Source organism: Vibrio variabilis, from assembly GCF_003263785.1.
In the GTDB taxonomy this organism is placed as follows: domain Bacteria; phylum Pseudomonadota; class Gammaproteobacteria; order Enterobacterales; family Vibrionaceae; genus Vibrio; species Vibrio variabilis.
The window spans coordinates 85,358-99,137 of the sequence record NZ_JYJK01000061.1 but is presented as its reverse complement, the minus strand read 5'-3'; the positions used below and the strand labels follow the sequence as shown (position 1 = coordinate 99,137).

General features: G+C 46.7%; 9 protein-coding genes and 3 pseudogenes. 9 read left to right on the top strand and 3 right to left on the bottom strand.

Annotation, left to right across the window (positions count from 1 at the left end):
• Window positions 1–12 precede the first annotated feature (12 nt).
• Together TZ48_RS09145 and TZ48_RS09140 are read right to left on the bottom strand one after the other, a co-directional pair.
• Window positions 13–1,353: pseudogene (locus tag TZ48_RS09145) on the bottom strand (sigma-54-dependent transcriptional regulator).
• Window positions 1,350–3,155 (bottom strand): sensor histidine kinase, encoded by a 1,806-nt coding sequence (locus TZ48_RS09140; RefSeq protein ID WP_112478936.1) that lies wholly within the window; start codon window positions 3,153–3,155, stop codon window positions 1,350–1,352. Before TZ48_RS09140 ends, TZ48_RS09145 begins: the two are co-directional and overlap by 4 nt.
• A 51-nt stretch (window positions 3,156–3,206) precedes the next feature.
• Here TZ48_RS09140 and TZ48_RS24360 point away from each other — a divergent pair, with 51 nt between their 5' ends.
• From TZ48_RS24360 to TZ48_RS09105, 8 genes and pseudogenes are all read left to right on the top strand, one after another.
• On the top strand, window positions 3,207–3,380 hold the full coding sequence (locus TZ48_RS24360) for a hypothetical protein (RefSeq protein WP_162674526.1): 174 nt from the start codon (window positions 3,207–3,209) through the stop codon (window positions 3,378–3,380).
• 311 nt (window positions 3,381–3,691) lie between these two features.
• Window positions 3,692–4,996 carry a trigger factor gene (gene tig, locus TZ48_RS09135; protein ID WP_112478935.1) on the top strand — a complete coding sequence of 435 codons (1,305 nt, stop codon included), beginning with the start codon at window positions 3,692–3,694 and terminating at the stop codon, window positions 4,994–4,996.
• Window positions 4,997–5,101: 105 nt separating this feature from the next.
• Entirely contained in the window at window positions 5,102–5,725 is a 624-nt protein-coding gene (clpP, locus tag TZ48_RS09130; RefSeq protein WP_112478934.1) for an ATP-dependent Clp endopeptidase proteolytic subunit ClpP, read from the top strand.
• A 123-nt stretch (window positions 5,726–5,848) separates the two neighbouring features.
• Window positions 5,849–7,128, top strand: a pseudogene (clpX, locus tag TZ48_RS09125) (ATP-dependent protease ATP-binding subunit ClpX).
• 116 nt (window positions 7,129–7,244) lie between these two features.
• A pseudogene (gene lon, locus TZ48_RS09120) lies at window positions 7,245–9,594 on the top strand (endopeptidase La).
• A gap of 194 nt (window positions 9,595–9,788) precedes the next feature.
• Window positions 9,789–10,061 (top strand): HU family DNA-binding protein, encoded by a 273-nt coding sequence (locus TZ48_RS09115; RefSeq protein ID WP_006075676.1) that lies wholly within the window; start codon window positions 9,789–9,791, stop codon window positions 10,059–10,061.
• Between the two features lie 185 nt (window positions 10,062–10,246).
• Window positions 10,247–12,106: a peptidylprolyl isomerase gene (ppiD, locus tag TZ48_RS09110; RefSeq protein ID WP_112478933.1), complete on the top strand. Its 1,860-nt coding sequence runs from the start codon at window positions 10,247–10,249 to the stop codon at window positions 12,104–12,106.
• 238 nt (window positions 12,107–12,344) lie between these two features.
• A complete protein-coding gene (locus TZ48_RS09105; protein WP_420822931.1) occupies window positions 12,345–12,605 on the top strand; it encodes a ComEA family DNA-binding protein in 261 nt (86 codons plus the stop codon).
• Here the strand turns inward: TZ48_RS09105 and rrtA are convergent.
• Complete coding sequence (gene rrtA, locus TZ48_RS09100; protein ID WP_112478931.1) at window positions 12,595–13,152, bottom strand: rhombosortase; 558 nt, start codon at window positions 13,150–13,152, stop codon at window positions 12,595–12,597. The two genes, TZ48_RS09105 and rrtA, sit on opposite strands and share 11 nt — an antisense overlap.
• Between rrtA and TZ48_RS09095 the strand changes: the two genes are divergently transcribed.
• Entirely contained in the window at window positions 13,151–13,771 is a 621-nt protein-coding gene (locus TZ48_RS09095) for a tRNA-uridine aminocarboxypropyltransferase (RefSeq protein ID WP_112478930.1), read from the top strand. The two genes, rrtA and TZ48_RS09095, sit on opposite strands and share 2 nt — an antisense overlap.
• The last annotated feature ends 9 nt before the right edge of the window (window positions 13,772–13,780 follow it).

Sequence of the window (13,780 nt, the reverse complement as noted above, 5' to 3'; positions counted from 1 at the left end):
TTCTACCTTATTTTAGCTGTCGCTTTTGTAGGATTCCTTAATAAGCTGATATTTCTGCATTTTATCGTACAATGTTTTTCTCGGGACATTGAGCTTTTCCATGGTTTGCTTGATGCTGCCATGGGTTTCGACCAGAGCCTGCTCAATGACACTCTTTTCAAACAATCCTACTTGATCAGCGAGGCTTTGGCCTCTCTCTTGGTCATCATTTTGGGCATGACCGGCTTGGATTTTACCAAGCAGGACAAAACGCTCGGCACAGTTTCTCAGCTCTCTGACATTGCCAGCCAATCATGCTAATCAATTGACTGAGTTCTGCCGCGGAGAGGGCGTTGGCGGTTTTGCCATATCGCGATGCTGCGACCAGTTGAAAGTGGTGAAAAAGCGCTGCGATATCATCTTTTCGCTCTCGAAGCGGGGGAGGTCAAGCGTGACGATATTGAGGCGGTAATAGAGATCTTGGCGAAAATCACCCGCCAATGAGGCTTGGTTGAGATCGGCTTTGGTTGCTGCGATGACGCGAATATTTAAAGGGATAAGGGTATTGGAGCCTACGCGCTCGATCGCACGCTCTTGCAGTACACGCAGTAAGCGAATTTGTGCCTGCATTGGCATTGACTCAATTTCATCAAGAAACAGAGTGCCCCCTTGGGCATGTTCAAACTTACCAATCCGAGTATTCTCTGCACCTGTAAATGCGCCTTTCTCATGACCGTACAGTTCGCTTTCAATTAAGTTTTCAGGCACTGCCCCGCAGTTGACGGCGACAAAGTTAGCATCGCGCCGACGGCTTTGCTCGTGCAGCGAGCGGGCGACCAGCTCTTTACCTGTTCCCGTTTCACCAAACAGCAGAATATCGGCATCAGTATCGGCAATCATCCCAATCGTCTCACGCAGAGTTTGAATGACAGGGGTGTCGCCAATGATCCTAGGACCTAATGTTTGACTTGCCTTTAGAGAACGTTTTAGCTGTTCGTTCTCTAAGGTTAGGTGCCGTTTTTCAATTGCTCGCTGGGTAATCTCAATCAAGCGCTCAGCGGAAAATGGCTTTTCAATGAAATCATAAGCACCATCCTGGATCGCTTGAACCGCCATGGAAATATCGCCATGCCCAGTAATCAAGATCACAGGAATACCAGCGTAATGGTGGCTAACGGTGTTGAGTAGGTCTAGACCTGACAAGCCTGGTAGGCGAATATCGGAAATAATGGCCAGCGGCGTTTCTTGCTTGAGAGCGAGTAGGGCGTCCTCAACACTGGCAAAACACCTTGCGTCGATATCGGAAAGCTCGAAGCTTTGTTCCAAGGCGATTCGAATATCAGATTCATCATCGATTAAAAACACTTGGCTCATAAAGGCTTCCTTTTGGAGGGGTGGGCAGGTCGTGAAATAGGCAACTCGACACTAAAGCGCGCGCCACCGAGTGCGGACTCGCTGACATGGATGTGTCCATCTAGGTTATGAATAATTTGCTGAGAAATGGAAAGCCCTAGCCCTAAGCCGTTTTCCTTGGTGGTGTAAAAAGGCTCAAATAGTGTTGGCGAAGAGTAATCAGCTAGTCCTGGACCAGAATCGTCCACATGTATCATGACGGCCGAATCTGTGGGCTCTATAGTCAGATTTAACTGCTTTTCGGGGCTGCTTTCCATCGCTTGCATGGCGTTGGTCATGAGGTTAATCAGCACTTGCTCAAGTTGAATTGGGTTGATGACGACTAGGATGTCTTGTTGGTCAACGAGACAATTCAGCTTGACCTGATGGCTCTTAAGCTGCGGCTGGATAAGTTCTATGGTCGAAAACACTACGGGTGCTAATTTCACCTCACTGAGTTCGTTGGCATCACTGCGTCTGGCAAAGGATTTGAGCTGCTGACTGATCTTTGCCATTCGTTCGGTAAGGGCAACAATGCGATTAAGGTTATCTTTGGCTCGATCGACTTTGTGTTTGTCGATAAAACGTTGACCATTCTCAGCAAAGCTGCGGATAGCTGCGAGTGGATTGTTAAGCTCATGGCTAATGCTCGCCGACATCTGACCTAGCACGGCGAGCTTTGCTGCTTGAATCAACTCGTCTTGAGCTTGTCGGAGCGCTTTTTCGGTTTTGACTCGCTCATCAATCTCTACGTGCAGCTTCGCTGTTCGCTCCATCACTTGAAACTCTAGTTTTTGTTTCGCTTCTGCTTGCAATTGCTCTATTTGTCTATGGCGATAGCGGCGATTTTCGGTAAGGGCGACAAACAAGTAGAGTGAAATAAACACCAAAGCCAATACACTGATAAAACCAAACAGGTCGACATAAAGTGCCGACAGCGGCGTGAGTACGCGCAGTATTAAATTAGGAATGCCTGACTCACGCTGTGTGGCAAGATAATGTCGGGTAAAAAGGTTCCCTTTGGGGTTGGTGAGCATGGTGGTGCTTGCCAACAGATCGCCCTGAAAGCCAAGGCTTTTGATATGGGTTTGCAGATACTGCCTGGAGTCGCGCACTGTGGTGAGGGTGTTTGAATCGATATCTGTTAGGCTGTTAAACAGCCAATCGGAGTCGCTCGACATAAACACAATGTGATTGCTATCGGTGGCCACATAAATGCTGGTGTCACTCTGCCAGCTTCGTTCAATGGAAGAGAGATCCATTTTCACCACGACCACGCCGATATGCTCAGCGGCGTAAGTCACCGGAAACGAGTAATAGTACCCTCTCTGTCCTGAGGTAGAACCGAGCGCAAAGTAGGCGCTCCGTTGGCCTTCTATGGCATATTGAAAGTAAGGACGAAACGCAAAGTTCTTGCCGACAAAGGAATGGGGAAGATTCCAGTTACTGGAAGCGATAGTATTACCGTAGCGGTCTAACAGGTATGTGTCGGAGGCAAGAATGATTTTGTTTGCTTGCTGCAGATAACGGTTGGTCACCTCTATTTGCGCCGAGTTATTGGGCGCTTGCAATGCATCGACTAACTCTTTGTCTTGAGACAAAAGTTGTGGAATATGACGGTATTTGTCGAGCTTACTATCTATGGTCTCGACGAAGCGATTGAGCCAGTTTTGATGCTGTAATTGCATGGTCTCTAGGCTGTGGTGCCAGTACCAATGTCCCGCTGCAGTAGAGATAAAAACAAACAGCGCTATAAAGCTCACTAAAATTCGTTTCAATCGCATGAATTCACCTCTACAGCCTAACCTCTATAGGTTAACGAATATGGCTAACTTGTGGCGAAAAAGTTATTATTTCTGAGAGGTGGCAAAGCTGCAAAACAGGAGCAAGATCTCTTTTTTGCTCTTTCACCAAAAAAAGCCCTTCAATCTCTTGAAAAAGACGATATTGTCCCCATTTCATTGTGGACTTGGGAGAAAACAGCAATGATTCCCCAATTCTTTGAGTAATTAGCGACAAAAGCGTCGATTGACCCGACTTCGACTCGACAGGGTAGGTGGAGATCGCTAGAATGTCGCGTCTGAAATTTTGTCCTGAGACTAATCAGAGATGCCTTTAAGTTGACTCGTTCAGCATGACGAAGACGTCACTCATTAGTCCGATCGCCAGAGCAAGGTGCTATATAACGTGCCACTGACTGGTTATCGATGCTCATTTTAAAGAAGTACCTTTGGGTACTAACAAGGATGAAGCGGAAATATCCTCGTGATATCGACGCTCATACGCTCAGCCAACACTGAGCCAAACTGAGGTTTATACAATGCAAGTTACTGTTGAAACTCTAGAGGGCCTAGAGCGCCGTCTAAACATTACTGTTCCTGCTGCTAACATCGAAGACGCAGTGACAGCTGAACTACGCAACATCGCGAAAAACCGTCGTTTCGATGGTTTCCGTAAAGGCAAAGTGCCAATGAAGATGGTTGCTAAAATGTACGGCCAAGCAGTACGTCAAGACGTGATGGGTGAAGTTATGCAACGTCACTTCATCGAAGCAATCGTTTCTGAAAAAATCAATCCAGCAGGCGCACCAACTTTCGCTCCTGTTGAGAACGAAGCGGGTAAAGATCTAGTATTCACTGCAACTTTCGAAGTGTACCCAGAAGTAGAACTTAAGGGTCTAGAGAACGTTGTTGTTGAAAAACCAACGACTGAAGTACAAGACGCAGACGTTGAAGAGATGATCGAAACTCTACGTAAGCAACAAGCATCTTGGACTGAAGTTGAAGAAGCTGCTGAAGACGGCAAGCGTGTAACTATCGACTTCACTGGTTCTATCGACGGTGAAGAGTTCGAAGGCGGTAAAGCTGAGAACTTCCCACTAGAAATGGGCGCTGGTCGCATGATCCCTGGTTTCGAAGACGGTATCCAAGGTAAGACTGCGGGTATGGAATTCGAAATCGACGTAAACTTCCCAGAAGATTACCACGCTGAAAACCTAAAAGGTAAAGCAGCTAAATTCCTAATCAAAGTGATCAAGGTTGAAGCTCGCGAACTACCAGAAATCAACGACGAGTTTGTTGCTAAGTTCGGTGTTGCTGAAGGTGGCGTTGACGCTCTTAAAGCAGAAGTTCGTAAGAACATGGAGCGTGAACTTAAGCAAGCAATCAAGAACCGCATCAAAGAGCAAGCGCTTGACGGTCTAGTTAAAGAGAACGACATCGACGTTCCTGCTGCACTTATCGATCAAGAGATCGGTGCTCTACGTCAGCAAGCTGCACAACGCTTCGGCGGCAACCCAGAAGCTGCTGCTCAGCTTCCACGTGAGCTATTCGAAGAGCAAGCTAAGCGCCGCGTAGTGGTTGGTCTTCTTCTAGGTGAAGTGATCAAGTCTGAAGAGCTAGAAGCTAGCGATGAGAAAGTGAAAGAGCTTATCTCTGAAATGGCAACGGCTTACGAAGACCCATCAGAAGTTATCGCTTACTACGAGCAAAACGAGCAAATGATGAACAACATGCGCAACGTTGCACTAGAAGAGCAAGCGATCGACGCGATCCTAGCTAAAGCACAGGTTTCTGACAAAGAAGTTAGCTTCAACGAGCTAATGAACCAACAGCCTGCAGCTTAATAAGCAATATCTTGTATAGAAGGTTGACTTAGAGTCGACTTCTCTGCTAACAATGGTCCGTATGATGTTTATCATCCGGACCATTTATTTTAGGGACATAAGAATATGAGCTACCAAGAAAAAAATGCAATGTCGCCAATTATGAACGCGCTAGTACCTATGGTGGTTGAACAAACTTCCCGTGGCGAACGCTCTTACGATATTTATTCGCGACTTCTAAAAGAACGAATCATTTTCTTGACTGGTCAAGTGGAAGACAACATGGCGAACCTAATCGTCGCCCAAATGCTTTTCCTAGAATCAGAAAATCCTGACAAAGATATTTTCCTTTACATCAACTCACCAGGCGGCAGTGTTACTGCGGGTATGTCTATCTACGACACCATGCAGTTCATCAAGCCTAACGTCAGCACGCTATGTACTGGACAAGCTTGCTCGATGGGTGCTTTCCTGCTTGCTGGTGGTGCGCCAGGTAAACGCTTTGCGCTACCAAACTCTCGCGTGATGATTCACCAACCACTTGGTGGTTTCCAAGGTCAGGCGTCAGACATTCAGATCCACGCGCAAGAAATCCTGACAATCAAAGAGAAGCTAAACAAACTTCTTGCTGAGCACTCGGGTCAACCACTCGAAGTGATTGAAAAAGATACAGACCGTGACAACTTCATGTCAGCAGCTCAAGCCGCTGAGTACGGTATTATCGACGAAGTTTTAACCCACCGCGGTTAACCCGTCATCGTTTGAGTGAAATAAGACTGGATTGCCGCCCTTGAAAAATGAATTCTCGGGCGCAATATAGTCTAAATTGATATACACTCAAAACATAGAAAGTAAAGGCTAAGAGGTTAGCGAATGACAGATAAAAGCAAAGAGGGCGGTAGCGGTAAACTGTTGTACTGCTCTTTCTGTGGTAAAAGTCAGCACGAAGTTCGCAAGCTAATCGCAGGTCCGTCTGTTTACATTTGCGACGAATGCGTTGATTTATGCAACGACATTATCCGCGAAGAAATCAAAGATGTGCTGCCGAAGAAGGAATCTGAAGCGTTGCCAACGCCAAGAGACATTCGCGCGCACCTAGACGATTACGTAATCGGCCAAGACTATGCGAAGAAGGTTCTCTCTGTCGCCGTGTACAACCACTACAAGCGCTTGCGCAATGGTGATACAACGGCAGATGGTGTTGAACTCGGTAAGAGTAACATCCTTCTTATCGGTCCAACGGGTAGTGGTAAAACGCTACTTGCTGAGACGCTTGCTCGTTTCCTTGATGTTCCATTCACTATGGCCGACGCAACAACACTAACCGAAGCCGGTTATGTTGGTGAAGACGTAGAGAACATCATTCAGAAACTACTGCAAAAGTGCGACTACGACGTAGCAAAAGCAGAGCGTGGCATTGTCTATATCGATGAAATCGATAAGATCTCACGTAAGGCTGAAAACCCGTCAATCACACGTGATGTGTCTGGTGAAGGTGTTCAGCAAGCACTACTTAAACTGGTTGAAGGTACTATCGCTTCAGTGCCACCTCAAGGTGGTCGTAAGCATCCACAGCAAGAGTTCTTGCAAGTGGACACGTCTAAGATCCTATTTATCTGTGGCGGTGCGTTTGCCGGCTAGATAAAGTGATTGACCAGCGTGTAGCGACAGGTACAGGTATTGGCTTTGGTGCGGAAGTTCGCTCGAAAGACGAGACCAAAACCGTTGGTGAGCTATTCACTCAAGTTGAACCAGAAGATTTGGTTAAATACGGCCTAATCCCTGAGTTCATTGGACGTCTTCCGGTCACCACGACCCTGACGGAACTTGATGAAGATGCACTTATCCAAATCCTAAACGAGCCGAAGAACGCCCTGACTAAACAGTATGGCGCATTGTTCGAGCTTGAAGGTGTTGAGCTTGAGTTCCGCGAAGACGCGTTGCGTGCGATTGCTGCTAAAGCGATGGAGCGTAAAACAGGTGCGCGTGGTCTACGTTCAATCCTTGAAGGTGTGCTTCTAGAAACCATGTATGAGCTACCATCGGCAACCGATGTGAGCAAAGTGGTTATCGATGAAAGCGTGATAAATGGTGAGTCAGAACCGCTACTTATCTACACCAACAACGACAATCAAGTGGCAAGCGCAGAGTAATTTGCCAAGTTCACTCAAAAAGGAGGTATTGATTACCTCCTTTTTTTATTTCTTTATTGAATCCAACGAATACGCCCCATATACTGAAAATAATACTAAGCGGAAGAGAGAATAATATGAACTTGGAACGTTCCGAGCGTATAGAAATCCCGGTATTGCCTCTGCGCGACGTTGTGGTTTACCCACACATGGTGATTCCTTTGTTTGTTGGCCGCGAAAAGTCGATCAGCTGTTTAGAAGCTGCGATGGACAATGACAAGCAAGTACTCCTAGTGGCTCAAAAAGAAGCAGATACTGAAGAGCCAAAAATTGATGATCTGTACACCACAGGTACAGTGGCAACGATTCTACAGCTGCTCAAGCTTCCTGACGGCACGGTAAAGGTGCTCGTTGAAGGCCAGCAACGCGCTAAAATCAGCAGTTACCGTGACGAAGATTTTTTTGTTGCGGATGCAGAATTCCTAATTACTCCTGAACTTGAAGAACGTGAAGAAGAAGTCATTGTGCGCAGCGCCATTGACCAATTCGAAGGCTTTATCAAGCTCAACAAAAAAATCCCACCAGAAGTGCTCACCTCTCTGGGTGGAATTGATGAAGCAGCGCGTCTTGCGGACACCATCGCTGCACATATGCCATTGAAACTTGCAGATAAACAGCAAGTTCTAGAGCTACTCGATGTCACTGAGCGTCTAGAGTTCTTGATGGGTCAAATGGAATCGGAAATCGACTTACTGCAAGTTGAGAAGCGAATCCGCGGCCGCGTTAAGAAGCAGATGGAAAAATCTCAGCGCGAGTATTATTTGAATGAGCAGATGAAGGCTATCCAGAAAGAACTGGGTGACCTTGATGATGCCCTGATGAGTTCGAGACGCTAAAAGCGAAAATCGAAGAATCAAAAATGCCAGCGGAAGCGAAAGAGAAGACAGAGCAAGAGCTGCAAAAGCTTAAGATGATGTCTCCTATGTCAGCGGAAGCAACCGTGGTTCGTAGCTACATCGACTGGATGGTAGGCGTGCCTTGGGCGAAGCGCTCTAAGGTTAAGAAAAACCTCGCTAAAGCGGAAGAAGTACTCAATGAAGACCACTATGGTCTAGAGCGCGTGAAAGAGCGCATTCTTGAGTACTTAGCGGTACAAAACCGCATCAACAAGCTTAAAGGTCCAATCCTTTGTCTTGTCGGTCCTCCTGGTGTAGGTAAGACTTCTCTAGGTCGCTCTATTGCAGCGGCAACCGGTCGTAAGTACGTTCGTATGGCGCTTGGCGGCGTGCGTGATGAAGCGGAAATCCGCGGTCATCGTCGTACCTATATTGGCTCTATGCCAGGTAAGCTGATTCAGAAAATGTCGAAAGTGGGTGTTAAGAACCCGCTGTTCCTACTTGATGAAATCGATAAGATGTCATCAGACATGCGTGGCGACCCGTCATCGGCACTGCTTGAGGTTCTAGACCCAGAGCAAAACAATGCCTTTAACGATCACTATCTAGAGGTGGATTACGATCTGTCTGATGTCATGTTTGTAGCGACGTCGAACTCGATGAATATCCCTGGCCCCCTTCTAGACCGTATGGAAGTGATTCGTCTGTCAGGTTATACCGAAGACGAGAAGCTTAACATTGCGACGCGTCACCTTGTTTCTAAGCAAGTGCAACGCAATGGTCTGAAAGCGCACGAGATTGAGATTGAAGACTCAGCGATCATCGGCATCATTCGTTACTACACTCGTGAAGCGGGCGTACGTAGCTAGAGCGTGAAATCTCGAAGATCTGTCGTAAAGCTGTGAAGAACATCCTGCTTGACCCAGAACTGAAGAAAGTGACGGTTAATCAAGACAATCTGAAAGAATACCTTGGCGTACAGCGCTTTGACTACGGTAAAGCTGATGACAGCAACCGCATTGGTCAAGTAACTGGCCTAGCTTGGACAGAAGTGGGCGGCGACCTACTGACTATCGAAACAGAAGCGATGGTTGGTAAAGGCAAGCTAACGCAAACGGGTTCGCTTGGTGATGTGATGCAAGAGTCTATTCAGGCGGCGATGACGGTGGTTCGTTCTCGCGCTGAAAAGCTCGGTATCAACACTGACTTCTACGAGAAGCGTGATATCCACGTGCACGTACCAGAGGGTGCAACACCTAAAGATGGTCCAAGTGCGGGTATCGCTATGTGTACTGCGCTGGTTTCTAGTTTGACGGGTAACCCAGTGAAAGCAGAGGTGGCGATGACAGGTGAAATCACGTTGCGCGGTGAAGTACTGCCAATTGGCGGTTTGAAAGAGAAACTGCTTGCGGCACATCGTGGTGGCATCAAAACTGTGTTGATTCCAAAAGATAACGAGCGTGATCTGGAAGAGATTCCTGACAATGTCATCGCTGATTTGAAGGTGATTCCTGTTCAGTGGATTGACGAAGTTCTCGAGGTAGCACTAGAGCGAGCACCGCTTGGAGCGGCGTTTGAGCCTGTAAAATAGTGATGTGCCCCAAATTTAGCTAAAAGAAATACGCTGATAGGTAAAAAAAGCTTGTCAGCGTTTTTTTGTGGCACTAACTTTAGCTATGTAACTCTGAAGCCCTTGATGGACAAGGCTTGGAGTCTTTAACTACGAGAATGGAACTAACGTTACCTTTTAAAAATAATAATTGGGTAACAGAAAGGGGAAACACAGTGAACAAAACACAATTAGTGGAAAAAATCGCAGAAAACGCAGATCTATCTAAAGCTTCAGCTGGTCGTGCACTAGACGCTTTCATCGAAGCAGTGAGCACTACTCTAGAAGAAGGTGATCAAGTGGCTCTAGTTGGCTTTGGTACATTCAGCGTACGTACTCGTGCTGCTCGTACTGGTCGTAACCCAAAAACTGGCGAAGAGATCCAAATCTCTGAAGCTAAAGTTCCTGCATTCAAAGCGGGCAAAGCGCTTAAAGACGCTTGTAACTAATCTTTTGTTGCAGTTAGTCGCAAATCTTGCGTTAACTGCACAAAAATTAAGCTTTCAACAAGCTTAATCGACAAATAAAGTCGAACCTTTTTTAAATATGCGCATCTTACTGATGCGCATTTCTTTTTCTGATATTATCCCATGCAGTTGAAGATAAACCTTCCTATCTGGAGAGTAATAAAATTATGATGGAGCGAATTCGCGAAGGCGTGAATAGCATCGCGGTTAAAATTATCTTAGGGCTCATTATTTTGTCTTTTGTGTTTGCAGGTGTTGGCAGCTATATCGCTGGCGGTATCGGTAACACAGCTGCCAAAGTGGGTAATGTTGAGATCGGTCGTGGCGAGTTTGAGCAGGCGTATCAAAACGAGCGTAATCGTATGCAGTCGCAAATGGGTGAGTACTTCTCAACTCTACTTGGCGACCCAAGCTATGTCGCTTCTTTCCGCAAATCGGTACTTGATCGCATGATCGACGATGTGCTCATTGAGCAACATGCGGAATCTCTAGGTCTTCGCATCAGCGATTCTCAAATTCGTACAATGATGCTTGAAATGCCACAGTTCCAAAACGACGGCAAATTCGACTCAGAACTTTACCAAGCAACGCTGCGTCGCGCAGGTTTCACTGCGGACAGCTTTGCAGAATACCTTCGTCGTGACCTAGTGCGTAGCCAATTACTAAGCGCGCTTCAAGGCAGCGAGTTCACTTTGCCAAGTGAAATTGAAACACAAGGCAAACTGCTGACTCAAACGCGTGACATCAAAACGCTAACGCTATCGCTTGAAGAGTTTGCTAACAAGGCTGTGATTACAGACGAAGAAGTCCAGCAGTACTACCAAGAAAACCCAGCTCAATTTACTCGCCCAGAGCAAGTAAAAGTGTCTTACATCGAGCTATCCGCACAAGCGCTAAAAGACAGCGTAACTGTGACGGATGAAGATGTTCAGCAATATTATGATGAACACCTAGACAAATACTCGACAGATGAGCAGCGTGAAGTGAGCCACATTCTTGTTCAAGGCGATGATGAAGCGAAAGCACAAGCACTCCTTGATGAGCTAAATGCAGGCGCTGACTTTGCCACTCTAGCGCAAGAAAAGTCTGAAGATATCGGCAGTGCTGAAGAAGGCGGTTCACTCGGTTGGATTGAGCGTGATGTGATGGATCCTGCGTTCGAAGAAGCAGCATTCGCACTGGTTAACGTTGGTGACCGCACGGGTCTGGTTAAATCAGATTTCGGCTACCACATCATTCAATTGGACGCGGTGAAAGCATCAGAATCTAAGCCACTTGATGAAGTGAAAGCTGAGATTGTCGCAGAGCTTAAAGACCAAATTGCGATTGATGAGTTCTACAGCCTTCAAAATGAGCTAGAGAAAGTAGCGTTTGAATACCCAGATTCACTGGATGATGCAGCGCAAGCTGTGAACCAGAAAGTGGTGACGACTGACTTTATCTCGCAAATCGATGCACCTGAAATCTTGAAGTCAGCGACAGTGATGCAAGCTATCCAATCACCAGAAGTGAAAGAAGATGGCCTGAACTCTGAAGTGATGGAAGTGGCTCCTGAGCACATCATTGTGGTTCGTGTTGACGACCTTCGAGAGCAAACTGTACTGCCGATCGAAGAAGTACGTGAGCAAGTTGAAACTCAGCTAGCGAAAGTGAAAGGTGAGCAAGCGGCAATGGAGCTTGGTGTTCAACTGGTTAATGAGCTTAAAGAAGGCAAATCGGACGCGCTTAACGCAAACGGTCTAGCGTTTGGTGAGCTTGAAACGATCGATCGCAGTTCACCACTAGCAGGCACTGTATTTGCCATGTCTAAGCCTGAAGAAGGTGCAGCAAGTTTCGCTCAAACTAAAGATATGCAAGGTAATATCGTTGTCGTTGAGCTGAACAAAGTCATGTCAGATTACAACAGCGCTTACAACGAGCAAATTGGTGCACAGATGATCCGTGAAGCGACTCAGCAAGATATCAGCTCTGTGATTGCTATCCTGCGTAGCAATACTGAGATTGAATACTTCTTAGACGCTCAATAATCACGAGCCCAGTAACCAAGTGCCCAGTAACCAAGTACTTAGTAAGCTGAGACATTATTAGTTCATTCACATTTGAATGTAACTGATAGTTCAATAATAACGGACTGCTCATGCAGTCCGTTATAGTTTTTACCTGTCAGACTTCCTTCCATACTCGCTTCCCTTATGTTGCTCACTCCAAAACCAACTTAAAATAGGGACAACCATGAAATTACTTACAACACTTTGGCTTGCAGTTATGCTTCTAGCCGCGCCTGCCGCCACTGTATGGGCTGCTGACGGTAACAAACTGGAAGGCATAGATATTACGGTGAATATTAATCAAGCCGAGCCAGAGGAGCTTGCAGAGCTTTTAAAAGGCGTCGGTATTGAGAAGGCGCAAAAGATTGTGGATTATCGCGAGCAGCATGGAAAGTTCACGTCTGCTGATGATTTAACTCAGGTGAAAGGTATCGGTGCGGCAACGGTAGAAAAAAACCGCGACCGAATTACGCTTTAACGGCTGTGCTGCGATAGTGATAAAGCAGAGCCAGCCCCAAGCCCGCGGCTAACCCGATAGCGTGGGCTTGAACAGCGACATTGGCTTCAATGAGCGCTGATGTTGCCGCTGACCCGCCAAAATACAGCTCCCATCCTACTTTCAATATTCCGCCAAGTACTAACAACCAACTCGACTTACGTCCATCAAGAGACTCTTTAAGCGCCCAAAATGCGAAGATAGCATGCAAAATGCCAGAGAGTCCCAAGTAGTAGCTGAGTGAGCTAAGCAGCAGGCCAGTGCCAATCATAGCGGCGCTGCAAAGGGTGACTAACATTAGGAGGCGCCAATTGGGGCGAAACAGATAACAGATCACCCAGAGAGCGGCTAGGTTCATGCCAAGGTGTGCTAAGTTGGTGTGTGAGAAATTTCCTGTTACTATCCGCCACCACTGGCCGGAGTAGATTGCCAGTTTGTTCCATTCAACCCAGTTTTGTAGCGCAGGGATTTGCAGCAATGCGCACAGTAAACTAAACAGCGATAGCCTTATGACGAAAGAAGTGTCCATGTCTCGTTATTGTCCAAAATGCCTCAAAGCTAAGCGGGCATGTATTTGTCAGTGGATAGAGCCCATCCACTGTGACACACAATTGATCATTTTGCAGCATAGCAGCGAAGAAAAGCGGCCACTGGGTACCGCTCGCATCCTGTCGCTTTCCCTTCAAAATGCCCGTTTGTTTATTGGCGAAGATTTTAGTCAGCATGATGAGCTCAATGCGCTATTGGATGATGAGCGTTATCAATGTGTGGTTCTCTATCCGGGTGAGGGTGCACGAACCGTGTCTGAGGTGAAAACCGAAGCGGGAGGCAAACCTCTTCGCGTAATACTGCTTGATGGGACGTGGAAGAAAGCCTTTAAGATGTGGAAGCTATCTTCCAACTTACATTCCCTAGCGCTTGTTAAGCTTGCTGATGACTTGATAGGGGACTACCGCATCCGCAAAGCGCCATCGAGTAATGCGCTATCAACGGTAGAAGCGGGCTTTCATCTGCTAGAGTCGATTGAGCCTAATGTCGATTTTACGCCACTAATCACAGCGTTTAATGAGATGATCGGCTTTCAAATCGACAATATGCCCAAAGGTGTGTTTGAGCGTAACTACTTAGCCAAGTTAGACAAGCAGTAGGGGCTCAAA

Coding starts and splice junctions, on each gene's coding strand:
- TZ48_RS09140 (WP_112478936.1), bottom strand. CDS start 3,155: ATGCGATTGAAACGAATTTTAGTGAGCTTTATAGCGCTGTTTGTTTTT.
- tig (WP_112478935.1), top strand. CDS start 3,692: ATGCAAGTTACTGTTGAAACTCTAGAGGGCCTAGAGCGCCGTCTAAAC.
- clpP (WP_112478934.1), top strand. CDS start 5,102: ATGAGCTACCAAGAAAAAAATGCAATGTCGCCAATTATGAACGCGCTA.
- ppiD (WP_112478933.1), top strand. CDS start 10,247: ATGATGGAGCGAATTCGCGAAGGCGTGAATAGCATCGCGGTTAAAATT.
- TZ48_RS09105 (WP_420822931.1), top strand. CDS start 12,345: ATGCTTCTAGCCGCGCCTGCCGCCACTGTATGGGCTGCTGACGGTAAC.
- TZ48_RS09095 (WP_112478930.1), top strand. CDS start 13,151: ATGTCTCGTTATTGTCCAAAATGCCTCAAAGCTAAGCGGGCATGTATT.
- rrtA (WP_112478931.1), bottom strand. CDS start 13,152: ATGGACACTTCTTTCGTCATAAGGCTATCGCTGTTTAGTTTACTGTGC.